16 protein-coding genes and 3 tRNA genes are annotated in these 19,988 nt (G+C 57.4%); 11 read left to right on the forward strand and 8 right to left on the reverse strand.

Annotated features, from left to right (window positions below; genetic code table 11):
* Window positions 1-154: 154 nt before the first annotated feature.
* Window positions 155-997: a carboxylating nicotinate-nucleotide diphosphorylase gene (gene nadC / locus VJ956_RS13015; RefSeq protein WP_324085474.1), complete on the reverse strand. Its 843-nt coding sequence runs from the start codon at window positions 995-997 to the stop codon at window positions 155-157.
* Between the two features lie 220 nt (window positions 998-1,217).
* Here nadC and VJ956_RS13020 point away from each other — a divergent pair, with 220 nt between their 5' ends.
* The 3 genes from VJ956_RS13020 to ampE all read left to right on the forward strand — a co-directional run bounded on the left by VJ956_RS13020 (window position 1,218) and on the right by ampE (window position 5,103).
* A complete protein-coding gene (locus VJ956_RS13020; protein ID WP_324085475.1) occupies window positions 1,218-3,512 on the forward strand; it encodes a DUF1631 domain-containing protein in 2,295 nt (764 codons plus the stop codon).
* Window positions 3,513-3,625: 113 nt separating this feature from the next.
* The gene (gene ampD, locus VJ956_RS13025; protein WP_414674443.1) at window positions 3,626-4,216 is read left to right on the forward strand and encodes a 1,6-anhydro-N-acetylmuramyl-L-alanine amidase AmpD; all 591 of its coding nucleotides are present in this window, start codon (window positions 3,626-3,628) and stop codon (window positions 4,214-4,216) included.
* Window positions 4,216-5,103 carry a regulatory signaling modulator protein AmpE gene (gene ampE, locus VJ956_RS13030; RefSeq protein ID WP_324085476.1) on the forward strand — a complete coding sequence of 296 codons (888 nt, stop codon included), beginning with the start codon at window positions 4,216-4,218 and terminating at the stop codon, window positions 5,101-5,103. The genes ampD and ampE overlap by 1 nt, the downstream gene beginning before the upstream one ends.
* Before the next feature lie 46 nt (window positions 5,104-5,149).
* Here ampE and VJ956_RS13035 read toward each other — a convergent pair whose 3' ends face one another.
* From VJ956_RS13035 to VJ956_RS13055, 5 genes are all read right to left on the reverse strand, one after another.
* Window positions 5,150-5,722 (reverse strand): cob(I)yrinic acid a,c-diamide adenosyltransferase, encoded by a 573-nt coding sequence (locus VJ956_RS13035; protein ID WP_324085477.1) that lies wholly within the window; start codon window positions 5,720-5,722, stop codon window positions 5,150-5,152.
* A gap of 19 nt (window positions 5,723-5,741) precedes the next feature.
* Window positions 5,742-6,689: a ketopantoate reductase family protein gene (locus tag VJ956_RS13040; RefSeq protein WP_324085478.1), complete on the reverse strand. Its 948-nt coding sequence runs from the start codon at window positions 6,687-6,689 to the stop codon at window positions 5,742-5,744.
* 3 nt (window positions 6,690-6,692) lie between these two features.
* Complete coding sequence (locus tag VJ956_RS13045; protein ID WP_324085479.1) at window positions 6,693-9,545, reverse strand: valine--tRNA ligase; 2,853 nt, start codon at window positions 9,543-9,545, stop codon at window positions 6,693-6,695.
* Between the two features lie 272 nt (window positions 9,546-9,817).
* Window positions 9,818-10,270, reverse strand: coding sequence for a DNA polymerase III subunit chi (locus VJ956_RS13050; protein WP_324085480.1), 453 nt, complete (start codon window positions 10,268-10,270; stop codon window positions 9,818-9,820).
* The gene (locus VJ956_RS13055) at window positions 10,257-11,750 is read right to left on the reverse strand and encodes a leucyl aminopeptidase (RefSeq protein WP_324085481.1); all 1,494 of its coding nucleotides are present in this window, start codon (window positions 11,748-11,750) and stop codon (window positions 10,257-10,259) included. The genes VJ956_RS13050 and VJ956_RS13055 overlap by 14 nt, the downstream gene beginning before the upstream one ends.
* Window positions 11,751-11,934: 184 nt before the next feature.
* On the opposite strand from VJ956_RS13055, the gene lptF reads away from it, so the two are divergent.
* Together lptF and lptG are read left to right on the forward strand one after the other, a co-directional pair.
* The gene (gene lptF, locus VJ956_RS13060) at window positions 11,935-13,041 is read left to right on the forward strand and encodes an LPS export ABC transporter permease LptF (protein WP_324085482.1); all 1,107 of its coding nucleotides are present in this window, start codon (window positions 11,935-11,937) and stop codon (window positions 13,039-13,041) included.
* Window positions 13,034-14,095, forward strand: coding sequence for an LPS export ABC transporter permease LptG (lptG, locus tag VJ956_RS13065; RefSeq protein ID WP_324085483.1), 1,062 nt, complete (start codon window positions 13,034-13,036; stop codon window positions 14,093-14,095). Before lptF ends, lptG begins: the two co-directional genes overlap by 8 nt.
* Before the next feature lie 10 nt (window positions 14,096-14,105).
* On the opposite strand, the gene VJ956_RS13070 is transcribed toward lptG, so the two are convergent.
* Window positions 14,106-14,651: an RDD family protein gene (locus VJ956_RS13070; RefSeq protein ID WP_324085484.1), complete on the reverse strand. Its 546-nt coding sequence runs from the start codon at window positions 14,649-14,651 to the stop codon at window positions 14,106-14,108.
* Window positions 14,652-14,748: 97 nt separating this feature from the next.
* Here VJ956_RS13070 and alaS point away from each other — a divergent pair, with 97 nt between their 5' ends.
* The 6 genes from alaS to VJ956_RS13100 all read left to right on the forward strand — a co-directional run bounded on the left by alaS (window position 14,749) and on the right by VJ956_RS13100 (window position 19,821).
* A complete protein-coding gene (alaS, locus tag VJ956_RS13075) occupies window positions 14,749-17,379 on the forward strand; it encodes an alanine--tRNA ligase (RefSeq protein ID WP_324085485.1) in 2,631 nt (876 codons plus the stop codon).
* A gap of 113 nt (window positions 17,380-17,492) precedes the next feature.
* Window positions 17,493-18,728: an aspartate kinase gene (locus VJ956_RS13080; RefSeq protein ID WP_324085486.1), complete on the forward strand. Its 1,236-nt coding sequence runs from the start codon at window positions 17,493-17,495 to the stop codon at window positions 18,726-18,728.
* Window positions 18,729-18,917: 189 nt separating this feature from the next.
* Complete coding sequence (gene csrA, locus VJ956_RS13085) at window positions 18,918-19,115, forward strand: carbon storage regulator CsrA (RefSeq protein WP_324085487.1); 198 nt, start codon at window positions 18,918-18,920, stop codon at window positions 19,113-19,115.
* Window positions 19,116-19,176: 61 nt separating this feature from the next.
* A tRNA-Ser gene (locus VJ956_RS13090) sits at window positions 19,177-19,266 on the forward strand.
* 234 nt (window positions 19,267-19,500) lie between these two features.
* Window positions 19,501-19,577, forward strand: a tRNA-Arg gene (locus VJ956_RS13095).
* A 71-nt stretch (window positions 19,578-19,648) separates the two neighbouring features.
* Window positions 19,649-19,821: transfer RNA gene (locus VJ956_RS13100), tRNA-Arg, on the forward strand.
* Window positions 19,822-19,868: 47 nt separating this feature from the next.
* Here the strand turns inward: VJ956_RS13100 and VJ956_RS13105 are convergent.
* Window positions 19,869-19,988: DUF2058 family protein (locus VJ956_RS13105; protein ID WP_324085489.1), on the reverse strand; the 120-nt coding region annotated here is incomplete at its 5' end.

Below are 19,988 nucleotides of genomic sequence, written 5' to 3' on the forward strand. Positions count from 1 at the left end.
CGGCCAGTGCCGGAGGTTTCGGGGATGGCGCCCATGGCGGAAGAGCATTTCCGCGCCCGCAAGGAGTCCGGCAAGGACCTGATCGAGGCGCTGGCGGAAATGGACCGGTTGTTGTCAGGCAGAGGCTGAAGGCCTCAGGCGCCCGGACGGGACACTAGTAATCAAGGCGCATGGAAAGGTCGATCGCCTTTATGTCTTTGGTCAGGGCGCCGATCGAGATGTAATCCACACCGGTTTCTGCCACCGCAACCAGCGTTTGACGGTTAATACTGCCAGAGGCTTCGAGCTTCGCCGCTGTGGCTGTCAGTCGCACTGCTTCACTCATGTCCTGCAGTGAAAACTCATCGAGCATGATAATGTCTGCGCCGGCAGCCAGCGCCTGTTCCAGTTCCCCGAGGTCTTCCGTCTCCACCTCAATGGGCCTGCCCGGAGCAATCCGTCTGGCTTCTGCAACTGCCGCGGCAATGGAGCCGCAGGCCGCAATGTGATTCTCCTTGATCAGAAATGCATCCCAGAGACCGAGCCGGTGGTTATGACAGCCGCCGCAGGTCACTGCGTATTTCTGAGCCAGCCTCAGGCCGGGAATGGTCTTGCGGGTATCCAGCAATTTCACGCCGGTATGGGCAACCTGTGCGGCATAGTCCGCACACAGCGTCGCGGTGCCTGAAAGAGCCTGCAGCCAGTTCAGGGCAGAGCGCTCCGCAGTCAGCAGGCTGCGGGCGTTACCCACGGCTGTAAACAGGGTTTGTCCCGGTGCGACGGTTTCACCATCGCTGCTGTGCCAGTCCAGTGTGACGCCCGGGTCGACCTGCCTGAACACTTCTCTGACCCAGTCCGTTCCGGCGACCACTGCTTTTTCACGGGTTATGATGTGGCCGCTGCTGATTCGGTCAACCGGAATAAGTTGTGCGGTGATATCACCGCTGCCAACATCTTCGCGAAGGCTTTGAGCGACCGCTTCAATGCGGGACTGGTGAAGCAGATGGTTATAGTTCATACAGTTACCAGAAGTTCCGGAATGGTTGAATAAGGGCTTTGGTCCGAGAGCAGGGATTTTATAGCGCCCGGGCGTTTTCTCCAAACGCTACTGGCCAGACATGCTAGACTGTGATGCTGATCGCTTTAAAACAAAATGTGACAAATTCTGACACAACCTGACGGGGTAAGGGCATAGACTCGGATTATAAGGGTCTGCTGAATCAGTCTGGAGTAGCCGCATGGCTCAGGGTAGTAAAGTCGTTAACTTCAAGAATCAGGGGGTTGGGCAGCGGTTCAGCCTGCCGGCAACCCTGGTGCGTCTGCGTGACGTATCAGGTCAGTCGCTGAAAGCGGTGATGTCAGAGTTTTTTGACCAGGCCGACGACGCGTTGTTTGAACTTGCAGACAAAGCTGCCACCAACCAGGATCAGACGGCCTACTTTGACGCCATGCGTGAATTACGTCTGCGCCGGAAGCATATGACGGTTTCGGTTCTGCAGTACGTCAGCAGTGCCTTTAACGAACTCGGCCAGTTCAAGCCCAGAGGCGGTACCGGGTCGCTTGATGAAGTGGACCAGGACTCACTCAGCCTTGTGGACCATTCCCACCTTGAGCAGCAGCTTGCCATCGATACCCTGATCAACAAGCTCCGCAGTCAGAATGCCAAGGCAATCCGTCTGCTGAACGTGCGGGTCTGCCATCTTTTTCCCGATGCAGAACTGAATGACAGCCAGATGCCGCTGAGCCCCGAAGTGATTTGCGGCGGCCTTTCTGAAGCCTGCGCTGACCTTGATATCGACATTCGCGCCAAGCTGATTGTGCTCAAGCTTTTTGACCGTCTGCTGGTCGGCATACTGGATGATTTCTACCATAACGCCAACAAGACGCTGGTTGCCGAAGGTGTACTTCCGGATATGAGGAATCCTCCTGTCGGCGGCAGACAGCGGGCGAGGCCTGCCGCAGGGGCGCCGGGCCACAGCGGGGAAACTGGCGATAACAGGGGAACTGCCGCCGGCAACTCCGGCAATGTTCAGGGCAGCGATGGCCCGGGTGCTTTTGCTTCCGGCGTAAAAGCCACTTTTTCAGAACTCAGTGCGCTTTTGCACGGTGGTCAGGATGAGGGTCAGCGTGTTTCCGATGCCGGTGTTCTTGATGCCGACACTCTTATGGCTCGCCTGAGTAATATCCAGGCGGAGACAGCCAGCTGGTCTTCCAACGACATTGTCCCCTTGTCCAGCCAGCTCAAGGCGGTATTCGTCGATGAGCGTGGCGAGCGGGCGACAGCAGGGCAGGTCGACAGTGACACCATTAATCTGGTGTCCATGCTGTTTGATTTCATTCTTGAAGACCGGCAGCTCCATTCCACCATGAAGGCGATCATCAGCCGGTTGCAGATACCGGTGCTCAAAGTGGCGCTCAGTGACAAGAACTTTTTCAATCGCGGTGGTCATCCGGTTCGCAAGCTGCTTAACGAGCTGGCGCTGGCCGCTATTGGCTGGACCGAGAAAAAAAGCGGTCAACGGGACCCGCTGCGGGAAAAAATCGAGTCCATCGTCGAGCGGGTTCTCAATGAATATAATGATAGCGTGGACCTCTTTACGGAATTATTGACCGACTTCGAGCATTTCCTGGACCTGGACCGCCGGCGTCGTGAACTGGTCGAACAGCGGCTGAAGGACGTGGAGGAAGCCCGGGCCCGGCAGCAGCGTGCATCTGATGCAGCACAATCCCTGCTGGATGAGGTCCGCGAAGGCCGGACCTTGCCGCAAGCCGTCGTATGGATCATGGATGAGGCTCTGCTCAAATACCTGCAATGGGTGATCCTGCGGGAAGGCGAAGACAGTGATCAGTGGCATAAAGCCCGGCGTCTGGCAGCAAACCTGGCCTGGAGCGTTGATCCGGAACCGGTGACGGAGGATACCCGTAGCGAACTGCTGAAGGCGATTCCGGGCATTGTCGATGGCCTGAGGATGGCACTGCAGGAAATTTCATGGGATCCGTTTGCAACGGATGGGGCAATTCGGGATCTTGAGCTGGCCCATGTGGATGTATTCCAGCGTCTGGTGACATCCCCGAAACCGATACCGGAAACGGCCACCGGGCCTTCCGCTGAAATGGCGCCACCACCGGCGCCGGAGCCAGCACTGGTACCAGAACCAGAACCGGTCCCGGCCCCGAAGGCGGCATCGGAACCAACACCGGGCCGGGTGTCCGAATCATCCCGGGCTCCGACGGCGACCGCAGATGCGGTCGAGCCCCAGTGGCTGGAAAGAGCCGACAACCTGCGGGTGGGCTCATGGATTGAGATGACCCAGGAGAGCGGAAAACTGCGTTGCAAGCTGGCTGCGTTTATCAAGACAACGGGCAAGTATATTTTTGTCAACCGCAGCGGTGCCAAAGTTGCCGAGTACCAACGTGAAGACCTGGCAAACGCCCTTGAGAGGGGTGAAATCGGAATGCTGGATGATGGTCTGATTTTCGACCGGGCGCTGGAGTCCATTATTGATAACCTGAGGAATAGCCGTAAAGATTAGTGTCCCGGTATTCGCACCGTTCGGGACTTTGTGCTTCAATCAGTTGGAAACCGTAATACAGCCAGCCTGATGGAAACACCTTGCCTGAACACGACCTGATTCCAGTTGCAAAGATTCCGACCGAAGAAGCGGCAGAACTGCGGGCCAGCGGCCGTGTTCCTGCCGCCCGGTGGTGTGCCTCGCCCAATTTCAATGAACGACCCGCCGGTAAACAACCGTCGCTTCTTGTGGTCCACAACATCAGCCTGCCCCCGGGCCAGTTCAGTGGCGATGCCATCGAGCAGTTTTTCTGCAATCAACTGGACGCATCCGCCCACCCCTATTTCCAGACCATTGCTGACCTGCAGGTGTCGTCCCATCTTCTGGTCCGGCGCGATGGTTCTGTGCTGCAGTTTGTTAATCTCAAGGACCGGGCCTGGCATGCCGGAAGGTCCAGCTTTGAAGGCGAGAACGAATGCAATGATTTCTCGATCGGGATCGAACTTGAAGGCACCGATGACACTCCCTATACGGAGGCCCAGTATGAACGGCTTGCGGCGTTGTCTGCGCTTATAATGACGGCCTGGCCGCAAATTACCATCGCCCGGGTGACCGGGCACAGTGATATTGCGCCAGGCAGAAAAACGGATCCCGGACCGGCATTCGACTGGTCACGGTTCCATAGCCAGATAAAGCGCCGAATCACCGACGGAGGCAACTGCTGATGGAGTTTGTGGTATTTCTGGCCGCGTATATGGTTCGTCGCAAACTGGATAATTCCGGTCTTATGGCAACAGATACGTTCTGGCGGAAAAGCTTTTCCCATGCCCAATCGGTAGCGCCGGGGAGGGAAGCAAGTCTGGCCCGGGGGCTCGTTATTATTGCGGTGCCAACACTATTGCTCGTTGTTGGTGAAATACTCCTGCGCGATGCTGGTTGGTCGTTCGCAATTCACCCGGTCGCGTTTGTCCTGTTGTTTGTTTTAATGGGTACTCCGGGGCTGGGCGGCATGCTTGATCTCTACATTGATGCCTGGCGCAAAGGCGATATGCAGTCGGCCTGGCATCAGGTCTGTGACTTCTTGCCGCCGGCTGACAGAGGGACTGCGTCCTCGCCCGAGCAGATGCACCAGGCGCTCTCCAGAACAGTGATTGGTATGATCTTCGAGCGCTATTTCGTGATTGCATTCTGGTACGTTGTTGCCGGCATGGGCGGTGCATTTGCCGCCAGAGCATTGATTGCCCTGCGGGACCATTGGCCCCATGCCGCCGCAAGAACCGGCTTTGGCCGGCTGGTAAACGGACTGAACTATCTGCCATCGCGGTTGCTGGGGCTTACCTTTGGTATTGCCGGTGACCTGGCTGGATGGCTGAAGAGCGGCAGATCTGTTGTTTTTTCACTGAGCGGCAATGCCTGGCAGACCCTGATGGAAGTCGCCAACAGTTCACTGACAGGGTATGAACTGGAGCCTGAGCGTTTTTCCAGCTTGCATCCCCAGGACTGGCCGGATTTTGGCGACAGAAGCCTGGCGGCTGTCCGCGGCCTTATGAATCGCAGTATGCTGGTCTGGATCTGTGCTCTGGCGCTACTGGTGATTGCCGGAATTGTGTAGCGAAGTACCGTCAGCCAGACCAGTATCCCGGGCCAGATGCAAGGCGTTATTCAGAGGCTCCCTGGAGTCCTGATTTCTTCTGTTCCCACAGGATTTCCTCGCCTCCGTTCCGGCGCGCGAGGCGCCGGGCGATTACAAAAAGCAGATCCGAAAGCCGGTTCAGGTAATGCCGTGATTCAGTATTAATGGAGTCCTCATGGCTCAGCGCCACCACCACCCGCTCAGTCCGGCGACAGACGGCGCGTGCCATATGACACTGCGCGGCGGCCACGGAGCCACCTGGCAGCACAAAGTTTTTCAGTGGTGGCAGTGGCTCGTTCTGAGTGTCCAGAGTGCTCTCCAACCATTGAATATGATCGTCGCCAATCACCCGACTGCCGGGTATGGCGAACTCTCCGCCCAGGTCAAACAGGTGATGCTGGATCCGCCGCAGGGTCTCGATCAGCACATCGTCTGGCTCGAGGATCTCGATCAATAGTCCGATATGGCAGTTGAGTTCGTCGGCGGTGCCCATGGCCTCAACACGCTGGGCGTTCTTGGCGATCCGGTTACCGTCCGCGAGGCCCGTGGAGCCATCGTCACCTGTGCGTGTGTAGATCTTGGAAAGGCGATTGCCCATGCTGTGGCTCCTGGAATGATTATGATGTTAGTTCTTTTACCCGGTGGGTCAGCATTTGGTTCACCGGTGTCGCAATACCTTCCGCGCGGCCCTGTTCAACAATATAACCGTTGATCACATCGATCTCTGTTTTGCGGCCCCGATGAAGGTCACTGCGCATGGATGAGGTGTTGTTCGCAGTGCTGGTGGCAACAGCCTGAATCCGGTTCCTGATGTCACTGGCGGCAAGCGGATGGTTCGCTTCCAGGGCCATGACTCTGGATACTTCCTCGCACAGTTTGTCTATGTTCTCGAGATAAAGCGGATGAGCAAGAATTTCGCCGTTGGGGCAATCCAGAATCGCGGTAAAGGCGTTGATGCCGGCATTGATCACCAGTTTGTCCCACAGCCGCTGCTGAATGTCGTTTTCAGGATGAATGACCAGACCGCTGCCGGATAGCTGCCGGACCGCCTGCGCTACCCGGAGCCGCCCGGTCTCCGTCAGCCCGCCGATCCAGGTCTGGCCCCGGCCGGCGTGAACCAGCAGGCCGGAGCGGGGCCGGTTGGCACCCTCGGTGGTGCTGGCGGCAAGAATGGGGCGGTCGCACCAGCGCTCGGCAATCGCTTGCTGAGGGCCCAGTCCGTTCTGGAACAGGACCACCGGCACCCTGTTATCCAGCCAGGGCAGTGTTTGTTCCAGCGCCGGTAGCGTATCCCCTGCTTTGGTGGTTACCAGCAGCAACTCCGGACGGATCAGGGTTACCGGTAATACTTCAACTGTGCAGTCGGTCGCGGAGCCTTCGGGGTGTTGCACCCGATATTCCAGGGGCGCAGGTTTGCCGGCCAGATCAGGCGAAGATGAGGACAGGCGGCTGAGAAAAACGGCACTCCCGGGCGGAAGGCAGCCAGCCCAGAGTTGACCGAGGGAGCCGGCACCGAGGATGGCTATCCGGGCCTGCCTCTCCGCGCTGGCAGGTTCGGGGGCCATGGGTTACATGGCCTCGATCGCAGACCGCTGCTCTGTCAGCCGTTGTTGACTGCCCAGTACTTCAGCGAGCTTCTGCTGCTCTTTTTCGACGACATCTGCTGGCGCCTTGGCGGTAAATTTCTCATTGCCAAGCTTGCCCTCAAGCCGCGCAGCCTCTTTCTGCAATCGCTCCAGTTCCTTGTCCAGCCGCTTCAGCTCGGAATTCTTGTCGATAAGTCCGGCCATGGGCACCATGACTTCCATATCGCCGACCAGTTGGGTCGCCGCCATGGGCGGCTCGCCCTGCTCAAACCATTCCAGGGTCTCCAGTTTTGCCAGTGACATCAGGAACTGCCGGTTGTCCTCCATGCGACGTTTGTCTTCGGGGTTCTTGCCACGCAACAGCACGGGAATCTGTTTGGCCGGGGATATGTTCATTTCGCCCCTGGTATTACGAATGGCAACGATCACGCCTTTCAGCCATTCGATGTCGGCGGTCGCCTCTGCATCCTGTTTGCCGCTGTCCGGCTGCGGGTAGGGCTGCAGCATGATACTGTCGCCCTGTTTGCCCGCCAGTGGTGCTATGCGTTGCCAGATTTCCTCGGTTATAAAGGGCATGATCGGATGCGCCAGGCGCAGCACCGCTTCCAGCACCCGAACCAGGGTCTGGCGGGTGCCGCGCCTGGCTTCTGCACTGGCGTTTTCATCACTCAGTGTCGGTTTCGACAGTTCCAGGTACCAGTCGCAGTATTCGTTCCAGATGAACTCATAGAGCGCATAGGAGGCCAGGTCGAACCGATACTGGTCGAGATGGCGCACCACATCCCGCTCGCAGCGCTGCAGCTCGCTGATGATCCAGCGGTCAGCGAGTGACAGGCTGAGCCGTTGGTCACTGGTGCCGCAGTCCTCGCCCTCGGTGTTCATCAGCACATAGCGCGCCGCATTCCAGAGCTTGTTGCAGAAGTTGCGATACCCTTCCAGGCGCTTCATGTCCCAGTTGATGTCCCGGCCGGTGGTGGCCATGGACGCCAGGGTGAAGCGCAGGGCATCGGTGCCGTGGGCGGTAATGCCGTCGGGAAATTCCTTGCGGGTACGCCGGGCAATTTTTTCCGCCAGTCTGGGCTGCATCAGGTTGCCAGTGCGCTTTTCCAGCAGGTGATCCAGCTCAATGCCGTCGATCATGTCCAGCGGGTCAATCACGTTGCCCTTGGATTTGGACATCTTGTCACCGTGTTCATCGCGGATAAGACCGGTGACATATACGGTATGGAAGGGCACCTGGGGGGTGCCGTCCTGGTCCTTCATGAAGTGCATGGTCATCATGATCATCCGGGCGACCCAGAAGAAGATGATGTCAAAGCCGGTAACCAGCACGTCGGTGGGGTGGAAGGTTTTCAGGCGCTCGGTAATTTCGGGCCATCCCAGAGTGCCGAAAGTCCACAGTGCCGAACTGAACCAGGTGTCCAGTACGTCTTCGTCCTGTTCGAGTTCAAGCCCCGAGTCCAGGCTGTACTTCCGGCGGACTTCCGCTTCACTGCGGCCCACGTAGATGTTGCCATCCGCGTCATACCAGGCGGGTATTCTGTGGCCCCACCAGAGCTGGCGGGAAATGCACCAGTCCTGAATGTCGCGCATCCAGGAGAAATACATGTTCTCATACTGTTTGGGCACGAACTGGATACGGCCGTCTTCCACTGCCTCGATGGCGGGTCTGGCCAGGGTCTTGGCATCAGCGAACCACTGGTCTGTCAGCATCGGCTCGATAATCAGTCCGGAGCGGTCGCCTCTTGGCACGCTCAACACGTGATCCTCGACTTCCTCAACCAGCCCCAGATGTTCCATATCTGCGACTATCTGCTTTCTGGCGTCTTCGCGGGTCAGGCCTGCGTATTGTTCCGGCAGGCTGCCATCGAATCCGGTATTTTCGCTGCCATCCGGGTTGACCACTTCGGCAACCGGGCGGATGCAGGCGTCCTGGGTCATGACATTGAGCATCACCAGGTTATTGCGTTTGCCCACGGCGTAGTCGTTGAAGTCATGGGCCGGAGTGATCTTGACGCAGCCACTGCCTTTTTCGGGGTCAGCGTGAGTGTCTGCGATAATCGGAATGCGACGCCCGACCAGAGGCAGTTCGACGAATTTTCCAACCAGGTGCTGGTAGCGCTCGTCCTCCGGGTGGACGGCTACGGCGGTGTCGCCCAGCATGGTTTCAGGGCGGGTTGTTGCCACGACCAGGTGGTCTTTGCCGTCCCGGGTTTTTTCGCCGTCCGCCAGTGGGTATCGAAGGTGCCAGAAAAAGCCTTTTTCTTCCCTGTTTTCCACTTCCAGGTCAGAAATAGCGGTATGCAGTTTCGGGTCCCAGTTGACCAGGCGCTTGCCACGATACACCAGGCCTTCGTCATAAAGCTGGACAAACACTTCCTGAACCGCCTGGTAGAAGCCGTCGTCCATGGTGAAGCGTTCGTGATCCCAGTCTACCGAATTGCCAAGGCGGCGGATCTGACGGGTGATGGTGCCGCCGGATTCGGCTTTCCAGTCCCAGATGCGTTTAATGAATTCATCGCGGCCCAGATCGTGCCTGGACCTGTCTTCTTCTGCAGCCAGTTTGCGTTCGACCACCATCTGGGTGGCGATGCCGGCGTGGTCTGTGCCCACCTGCCAGAGCGTGTTGCGGCCCTGCATGCGCTTGAAGCGGGTCAGCGTATCCATAATCGTATGCTGGAACGCGTGGCCCATATGCAGACTGCCGGTGACGTTGGGCGGAGGAATGGCAATACTGAAGGACTGGCCTTCACCGGAGGGGCGAAAATACCCTTTGGATTCCCAGTTTTCGTACCACTGACGTTCAATGTTTTCGGGCTGGTAGGTTTTTTCCATGGGCTTCTTCTGGCGACCGTGTGGTTGATTTGCAGGGGAAATTTGAGACCGATGATTATACATGCTCGTCTGCAGTCGGGCGAACTCCCGACTTCTGAGGTTGTGAGGGTGGCGGGCCAGCTCCACACACACGCCGTGAACCCATCCATGGGGGCTCGGCATTGCCATCCCTGGCAATGCACGGTCTGTGGAGCTGGCCCGCCACCCTCACATCAGGATTCGTGCCAGACGCAGAATGCAGGTCGAATGAGCAAAGCGTAATCCGTTGGCACCTAGTCGCGTTTCCGTTGATCATGCACGCGAGGCTCGATACCAAGCGCCCGCAATTGCCTGAAATGCCCGCGCGCCTGCTCAAGAATCGCCTCGTCGTTATGGGCAACCAGTGCCAGCCTTTTAAACCGGTCGGCTTCCGCAGGCAGGGTCGACGAAAGAATAATCAGGGTATCCCAGTCGCCGGCAACCGGTGCACCCAGCAGAATACCGATCCTGTCGGTGCAGGGGGTGGCTGAGTCGGGCACGATACTGTGGGGGATGAAAGCGTCAGGGCTGAAGTTCCAGAGCAGGTCGTCCAGCTCCCGCGCCTGGTGCATGGTGTCGCAGACGATGCCCACGCGATCACCCTGCTGCCAGGCTTTGTCAACCAGCCTGGCGGCATGCAGGTTGCGGGCAGCAGGGGTGTCCTGGGCCAGAATGTGAAACCAGTAGGACTGATTACTTGCCGGCATTGGACATCAGGTAATCGACCAGCATGGGTACCGGACGTCCGGTGGAGCCTTTGGCCTTGCCTGAATTCCAGGCGGTGCCGGCAATGTCCAGATGGGCCCAGCGATAGTCCTTGGTGAATCTGGACAGAAAACAGGCGGCGGTAATGGACCCGGCGGCACGTCCGCCTATGTTCTGCATATCGGCAAAGTTGCTGTCGAGCAGGCTCTGATACTCATCCCAGATTGGCAGGCGCCAGGCCCGGTCACCGGCGCTTTCACCAGCGGCAAGCAGATCGTTGGCCAGGGCATCGTTGTTGCTGAAAAGTCCGGTGGCATGGCTGCCCAGGGCGATAATGCAGGCGCCGGTGAGGGTGGCCATATCCACCACGGTTTCCGGGTCGAACTTTTTCACATAGGTGAGTGCGTCGCACAGTACCAGACGGCCCTCGGCATCGGTGTTCAGGATTTCGATGGTCTGCCCGGACATGGACGTAACGATATCCCCGGGGCGGGTTGCAGTGCCGCTGGGCATATTTTCCGCCGCTGCAATCACCGCAACCACATTCATTTTCGGTCTGGTCTCGGCGACCACTTGCATGGCGCCAAATACAGCAGCGGCGCCGCCCATGTCATATTTCATCTCGTCCATGGCTTCACCCGGCTTCAGGCTGATGCCGCCGGTATCGAAGGTGATGCCTTTGCCCACCAGAACGTAGGGCTTGTCATCAGACTTGCCACCACGGTACTCCATGACGATCAGCTTCGCTGGCTGGGCACTGCCGGCAGAAACTGATAGCAGGCTGTGCATGCCCAGCTTCTTCATCTGTTTTTCATCAAGGATTTCGGTCTTGATGACGTCGTGATCTTTTGCGAGTTTCTCTGCCTGCTCCGCCAGCCAGGCAGGGTGGCAGACGTTTGGAGGGGTGTTGCCCAGGTCCTTGGTCAGGTTCATGCCGCGGCCCGTGGCAAGCCCGAGATTGAAGGCGTCTTTGAGACCTTTCCCGGTGGCGGTCGCGGAAACCGTTACCTTGCCGAGTTTGCGCTCCGTCAGCTTTTCGCTCTTGAAGCCACTGAAGCGGTAGCTCTGATCTTCCAGAATGCGGCCAATCAGATTGAGTTTCGACTCCTCGGAAACGGCGGCATCCGTCCCGATAAGCGCCGTATCCGAGAGCGCCATCAGCACGTGTTTCGAGGGGCCATCCTTGATCTGCCCGGCGGCGGCAATGAGCGCCTTGCGATAGTTTGCGGGGCTGCGGTCGCTGTCTGTTCCGGTGCCGATTATCAGAAGGCGGTTCCAGGGCTGGTCTGTCAACGGTACCAGGCTTGTAGTCGCGTTTTTGCCCGTGGCATCGCCATTCTTGTGCAGCGCGGTAATCAATCCGCCGAGCGCCTGGTCTGCCTGGGTAGTGGAAGTGGGCCAGTTGCCTTTTTCGGGGAGGGCAACGGTCAGACAGTCGGCTTTGATATCGGTGATGGGTTTACTGCTCAGCGTGTAATTCATGGCTGCTCCGGGTTAATCAGGTTAATCATCGTTGAATGCCTACAGCATCGGGTCTTGAACGTTAATTATCAAGCCGTGACAGCTTGTTCATGGCTGGCCCTGTCATTCACCATCAAGGTTACATAGAATACGGCGAACCCTGAATTCCAGCGACCCTGGTCGTGTCTGCCACTGAGAGACCGCTTTGAGCATTGTCTTCCGCTACCTTGCCAGACAGGTAATTGTCAGCATGCTGGCCGTTTCCGGCATTCTGCTGCTGGTTTTCATGAGTGGCCGCTTTATCAAGTACCTTGCCGACGCCGCCGCCGGCGAGCTTGCCGGGGACGTGCTGTTCCAGATTATGGCATACCGCTTTCCCGGCTTCCTGGAACTGATTTTACCTCTCGGATTTTTCATCGGCATTCTGCTGGCCTATGGCCGCATGTATCTTGAAAGCGAAATGACGGTGCTTTTTGCCTGTGGTGTCAGCGAAAAACAGCTGCTTGTGAAAACCCTGATGGCCAGTCTGCCGGTGATGCTGACGGTGGGAGCAATGAGTCTGTATGTCTCACCCTGGGGCATGAAACAGGTGGAACAGATCTTCAACGAGCAGCGCCAGGCAACCGAGTTCGAGCTGCTGGCGCCGGGACGTTTCCAGTCGTTGTCCTCGGGCGGGAGGATCACCTACACCGAAGCCCTGAGCGATGACAAACGACGATTGCAGGGTGTTTTCATTGCTGAATACGGTGACAGTGACCAGGGGCTGTCAATTATAACTGCCAGGGAAGGCTCCCAGTTTGTTGATGACGAAACCGGGAGCCGGTTTCTGGTGCTGGAGGGTGGCGTCCGCTTTGTGGGGGTGCCCGGCCAACTTGATTATGACGTGATCGGGTTCGAGGCCTACGGCCTGAAAATCCGGAGTGGCGATGCCGGCAGCCGGGAACTGGAGGAAGGGATCAGCACCCGGGCCCTTGTTCAATCGGATAATCCGGAACATCGGGCAATGTTGCACTGGCGTTTTACTCTGCCCCTGATCGTCCCCATCATCACTTTGCTGGCTGTGCGCCTGAGCCGGGTTAATCCAAGGCAGGGGCGTTTCTTCCATCTGCTTCCCGCCATGCTGGTTTACATTACTTACCTGGGATTGCTGATTGTTGCGCGGGATGCGCTGGCGCAGGGCAAAGTGCCGGAGTGGATAGGCCTGTTATGGGTCCACGCCCTGTTTCTTGCGTTAGCCGCCTGGCTCTATCTGGGTCCGGCCTGGGTGCGCCGGCGCCGGCTTCTGCGGGAGGGTGGTTATCACGATGCGTAAGATCGACCGCTATGTCATGAGCACAGTTGGGGGCGCCATGCTCCTGGTGATGGTCGTGGTTCTGGCCCTGGATATGATTTTTGCACTGATTGCCGAACTCGACGATACGCGCAATGACTACCAGACCCTTGAAGCATTGTTGTACGTGGTTCTGACGCTGCCGCGGCGGATCTATGACTATCTGCCACTGGCGGCATTTATGGGCTGCCTGGTGGGACTTGGTACGCTGGCCAGTTCCTCGGAACTGACGGTTATTCGCGCTGCCGGGGTATCCGTGAAGCGGATTGTCTGGTCCGCGATGAAACCGGCACTGGTGGCTGTGCTGCTGGGCGTGCTGATCGGGGAATATATCGCACCGCCGGCCGAGCGTTTGGCCCAGAGCCAGAAAGCAGTTGCCCAGGGCGCAGGCCAGAACGTGGCCTCCGCGTCGGGTGTCTGGCACCGGGAAGGTGACACTTTCATGCACCTGAACGCGGTCCAGCCCAATGGTGTGTTACACGGGGTATCGTTATTTGAATTCGATGCGGACCGCTGGCTGGTATCGGCGAGGTTTGCAGAGCGGGGTATTCACCTGGGTGACTACTGGCGCCTGGAGAATGTTGTCACCACCAGGTTCAGTAGTACCGAAACATCCCGGGAGACCCACCGCTCAATGCGCTGGGAATCCGGACTGTCGCCTGAAGTGCTCAGTGTTCTGATCGTCAAGCCTGAAAACCTCTCTATCAGAGGGCTATATACTTACGCCAGTTATCTTGGCGAGCAGGGCCTCAATGCAACCAATTACTGGCTCGCCTTCTGGAAGAAGGTGCTGATGCCACTGGGTACTGCCGTCATGGTTATGGTGGCCATTTCCTTTATCTTTGGCCCGCTGCGCTCGGTCACCATGGGCTTCCGGGTGTTCACCGGCCTCATTGTGGGGCTGCTGTTCAAATACATGCAGGACCTGCTTGGCCCCATGAGTGTGGTATTCGGTTTCAACCCTGTTATTGCAATACTCCTGCCTATTGCCATTAATGCCGTTGTCGGGGTCGTGCTGATGAGACGGGCGGGATAGCTCCGCTTCATTAGTTTTTCGCTTTCTTCGCCTGTTTCGGGACAGCGGCGACAATACTTCCCGAGGCCCGGTCGCTCAGTGACAGGCCATTGATTGGATAGAAAAGCGCGAGAATGGCGGGAATGGTCACAAACAGCGTGGCCTCGTTGAGATAGTAGGCACCGAGTAAAGCTATCAGCAGAATCGCTGCCGCGGCGACGTAGCGACGCAAGGCCTGACTCCAGGAAACCGAAACACCGTTGAGATTCTGGATACGGATTCGCCATACCTGCATGCCCAGCGTCTGCCCGGTTCTGGTCCAGAAATAACCAAAGAAAAGATACAGCACCAGAAACAGGACAAAGGTGAGCAGCGGATCGGCTTTGATAGAGCCTTCTGCTGCCATCTGCTCGTACTTTTCCCAGCCGGTCAGAGAACCGGCGACCAGCGTGTAGCCCCAGGTTGTGACCAGAAGCACAGCCACGCTGATCAGGCCATCATAAACCACTGCCATCAACCGCTTGATAAACGGTGCCGGAGGCATCAGCTCGTCGTCGGAATGAAAGCGTCTGGGCATGGAGTCTCCTGTGAGGTTTCGCGTTTTTCCTGGTCACGGCGTGTGCTAGAGTAGCGGATTTGTAATCGCATGTAATATACAAAGGTATCAAAGGGCTATGAAAACCGCAGAGTTGCGTCAGGCGTTCCTGGATTACTTCAGAAAGCAAGGTCATACCATCGTCCCGAGTAGCTCTCTGGTACCGGCAGACGACCCGACCCTGTTATTTACGAATGCGGGAATGAACCAGTTCAAGGACGTGTTTCTGGGCCGTGAACACCGTGATTACTCCCGGGCAACGACCTCCCAGAAATGTGTCCGCGCCGGGGGCAAGCATAACGACCTGGAGAATGTTGGCTACACCGCCCGGCACCATACCTTCTTCGAGATGCTGGGCAATTTCAGTTTTGGTGACTATTTCAAGCGTGAGGCCATCCATTTTGCCTGGACATTTCTGACCGCCGAAGACTGCCTCGCGCTCTCCGAGGAAAAACTCTGGGTCACCGTTTACGCCTCTGATGATGAAGCTTTCGAAATCTGGAACAGGGAAATCGGCGTGCCGGCGGATCGCATTGTCCGAATCGGGGACAACAAAGGCGCGCCCTATGCTTCCGACAACTTCTGGCAGATGGGCGACACCGGCCCCTGCGGGCCCTGCACCGAAATTTTTTATGATCACGGGCCGGATGTTGCCGGTGGCCCGCCAGGGAGCCCGGAAGAAGACGGCGACCGTTATATAGAAATCTGGAATGTGGTTTTCATGCAGTACAACCGCCAGGCTGACGGCGAAATGCTGCCGTTGCCGAAGCCATCGGTTGACACCGGCATGGGCCTTGAGCGAATCACGGCAGTTCTGCAGGGCGTTCACAGTAATTATGAAATTGACCTGATGCAGGATCTGCTGCAGGCGGCTTCTGATATCCTGGGCGGCGCCGCGACAACCGAGGCATCGCTGCGGGTGGTTGCCGACCACATCCGCTCCTGCGCATTCCTGATCGCCGATGGCGTGATGCCCTCCAACGAAGGGCGCGGGTTTGTGCTGCGCCGGATTATTCGTCGCGCCGCCCGTCATGGCAACAAACTGGGTGCCACCCAGCCGTTCTTTTACCGGCTGACCGGTGCCCTCGTGGAATTGATGGGCGAGGCTTACCCGCAACTCGCCAGTAGTCAGAAACAGATTGAAAAAATCCTGCTGCAGGAAGAAGAGCAGTTTGCCAAGACGCTGGATAACGGCCTGCGGTTGCTGGAACAGGATATTGCGGAACTGCAAGGCACCGAAATCCCCGGGGAAACCATTTTTGCGCTGTATGACACCTACGGCTTCCCGGTTGATCTGACCAATGATATTGCCCGCGAGCGTGGTCTGACCCTGGACTATGAAGGCTACGAAAAAGCCATGGAACGCCAGCGCGAGATGGCTCGAGCCGCCAGCAAATTCGGCATTGACTACAACGCAGCCGACCTGGGATTTGAGGGCAAAACCGAATTCACCGGTTACGAGCATGTTGATGGCCATGAAACCATACGCGCAGTGGTCGTGGACGGGGCCGAGAAAACCGCTGAAGCAGGTGACGAGGCGGTGGTTCTGCTCGAGCGCACACCGTTTTATGCAGAGTCCGGGGGACAGGTAGGCGATACCGGACTGCTGACCTGGAGCGGTGGTCGTTTCCGGGTAACGGATACCAGGAAAGATGGTGACAATCATCTTCATATCGGAACGCTGATTGAAGGTGAACTGTTCCCCGGGCTGGAAGTTGACGCCCGTATTGATCACGCCCGCCGGGAGCGCACGAAGAAAAACCATTCTGCCACTCATCTGTTGCATGCTGCCCTGCAAAAAGTGCTGGGCGAACATGTTGCCCAGAAAGGGTCGCTGGTGGATCCGGACAAGCTGCGTTTTGATTTCTCTCATTTTGAGCCGGTTACCCCGGAAGAACTTCGTGAAATCGAGCGTCAGGTTAACGAACAGATCCTTGCGAACACGCCGGTGCAGACAGAATTGACCGATATGGAACAGGCCCAGGCCAAAGGTGCCATGGCGCTGTTTGGTGAGAAATACGGTGACGTCGTGCGGGTGTTGAGCATGGGCACCGATTCCTATTCCGTTGAGTTGTGCGGTGGAACCCATGTCAGTCGCACCGGCGATATTGGCCTGTTTCGTATTACCGCGGAAAGCGGCATCTCCTCAGGCGTTCGTCGCATCGAAGCGGTGACTGGTCTGGGCGCGTTGCAATGGGTGGATGAGACTGACCGCACGCTCCGTGAGGCGGCAAAACTGGTCCGGGGCAGCCGTGAATCCCTGGTCGAGAAAGTTCGGCAGACCCTGGACCGGAACCGTCAGCTGGAAAAGGAACTGGATACGCTCAAGGCCCGGCTTGCAACTTCTGCAGGCTCCGATCTTGCGGCATCTGCGGTAGAGGTCGGAGGCCTGAAAGTGGTCGCGACCGAGATGGAGGGTGCTGATCGCAAGGCTTTGATGGAAACCGCCGATCAGCTCAAGAACAAGCTGGGCGAGGGCGTGGTTGTCCTGGCCAGCGTCGAAGATGGCAAGGTGACTCTGGTGGCTGGCGTGACCAGGTCGGCAACCGGCAGAATCAAAGCCGGGGACCTGATGAAGCACCTGGCGGCTCAGGTGGGCGGCAAGGGTGGTGGCAGACCCGACATGGCGCAGGGCGGAGGCAATGACCCCTCGAAGCTTACGGATGCGCTGGCCGGTGTTCCCGAGTGGGTGCAAAAGAATCTGGGCTAGCCGTTTGTTTTCGACTTGCCGGGACGTTTATACTCGCTTGCCTGCGGGATTCGCAGAATTTCGAGACGGTGCAGGGTGTTCCTGTTTTACACAGCGAGGGTATCGCAAAGACAATGTCGCTTTTGGTTCAGAAATTTGGTGGCACTTCAGTTGGCACAACCGCTCGCATTGAAGCGGTTGCGGAAAAGGTAGCGCGCTTCCGTGGCGAGGGGCATGATGTGGTGGTGGTCGTTTCCGCCATGAGCGGTGAAACCAATCGCCTGATTGGTCTGGCCGACGAAATCATGGAAGAGCCAACCCCCCGTGAAATGGATGTGCTGGTTTCCACCGGTGAGCAGGTCACCATCGCCCTGCTGTCCATGGCGCTCCAGAAGCGCGGCTGCGCCGCCCGTTCCTACACGGGCTCACAGGTCCGGATTCTCACTGACAGCAGCCACACCAGGGCCCGCATCAGGCAGATTGACGAGCAACGTATGCGGGAAGATCTCGATGCCGGGCGCGTGGTTGTGGTGGCAGGGTTTCAGGGCATTGATGAAACCGGCAACATCACCACCCTGGGTCGCGGCGGATCGGATACCACTGCCGTGGCGCTGGCGGCTGCACTGAAAGCGGACGAATGCCAGATCTACACGGATGTGGATGGGGTTTACACTACAGACCCGAGAGTGGTCGACAGTGCCCGGCGACTTGAACGGATTACCTTTGAGGAAATGATCGAAATGGCCAGCCTCGGGTCCAAGGTTCTCCAGATCCGCGCCGTTGAATTTGCAGGTAAATACAACGTTCCTTTACGGGTGCTCTCCAGCTTTACCGAAGGCGAGGGCACTCTGATCACATTTGAGGATGAAAACGTCATGGAACAACCGGTCGTTTCCGGCATCGCCTTCAATCGCGATGAAGCCAAAGTCACCATCGCCGGTGTGCCTGACACGCCTGGCAGCGCGTTACGAATTCTGAAGCCGGTCAGTGATGCCAATATCGAAGTGGATATGATTGTCCAGAACGTTGGTGCCGATAACCGCACGGATTTCACCTTTACTGTGCACCGGAACGATTTCAGGCGTGCCCAGATCATACTGCAGGAAGTGGCTGATGAGATCGGCGCCAGACAGGTCTCGGGTGACAGCAAAATAGCCAAGGTCAGCATCGTGGGTGTTGGAATGCGCTCCCATGCGGGTGTTGCCACAAAAATGTTCGCGGCCTTGTCGAACGAGGGCATCAACATCCTTATGATTTCGACGTCAGAAATCAAGATTTCCGTGGTTATCGACGAAAAATACCTTGAGCTTGCGGTTCGGGCGTTGCACAGTGCGTTTGAACTTGACAAACCCGGTGTAGAGGAAGCCTGATCCTTCCAGGTCCTGGCGGAAATCGACACGGGCGAGCAGTCAGGGCCGTATTTGTAAATCCAGCGCTATCAGGCTGTGTAAGTCTTAATACGAACTTTGATTTACAAGTGATCCCACCGCATAAATATAAAGTATATATTTGCCACTTTAGGCAATTTTTTTTGCGCAAACGCAAAGGGAGTATATAACATGTTGATTTTGACTCGCCGTGTTGGCGAAACCCTGATGGTCGGTGATGAGATCACTGTTACCGTTCTCGGTGTGAAGGGGAATCAGGTCCGTATTGGTGTGAATGCGCCGAAAGAGGTTGCTGTTCATCGGGAAGAGATATATCAGCGCATTCAGAGTGAGAAAGGTGGTGAAGAGCCCGAACCGGGCAACAGCTGATAAAACTTCTGTCAAGCCTATGAAAACAGAAAAATTATGGTAGTATACGCCCCGTTCTCAAGGAGAGGTGGGTGAGTGGCTGAAACCAGCTCCCTGCTAAGGAGCCGTACGAGCAATCGTACCGAGGGTTCGAATCCCTCCCTCTCCGCCATTATCGAATGTGGCAGGCAGAACAAGAGTTGGATGCGCGGCTGTAGCTCCCCGGAGCGCCGGCCGGCTGGATAAAGTACCTGGCTACGAACCAGGCGGTCGGAGGTTCGACCGAAGCACACCCAGTGTGCTGAGGAACGTCGGAGCAACGCGACGACGGCCCCGAAGGGGTGGGGGCCACAGGCCCGAATAATCCTCTGTCGAGGGTTAAATCTGAAGTAAGAGTTCTGGATGCGCGGCTGTAGCTCAGCTGGATAGAGTACCTGGCTACGAACCAGGCGGTCGGAGGTTCGAATCCTCCCAGCCGCGCCAATTTTCGAGAATTCCCGAGTCCCGAATAATCCTCTGTTGAGGGTTAAATCTGAAGTAAGAGTTGTTGATGCGCGGCTGTAGCTCCCCGGAGCGCCGGCCGGCTGGATAAAGTACCTGGCTACGAACCAGGCGGTCGGAGGTTCGACCGAAGCACACCCAGTGTGCTGAGGAACGTCGGAGCAGCGCGACGACGGCCCCGAAGGGGTGAGGGCCGCAGGCACGAATAATCCTCCCAGCCGCGCCACTTTCAGCAATCACCAACTCCCGAAAAATCCTCCCTCCCTCTCTCAGTCACCACATCAAATCATCCGGAATCTCATAGCCCGCATACGGATCATCATCGCCCTGGTCGTCCGCCTGGCGCTCATGCAAGGCAATAACAGCAGTTTCATCCCGTTCCATGATTTTCCG

The sequence above is a fragment of the Marinobacter sp. genome (assembly GCF_035268745.1).
Taxonomy (GTDB): domain Bacteria; phylum Pseudomonadota; class Gammaproteobacteria; order Pseudomonadales; family Oleiphilaceae; genus Marinobacter.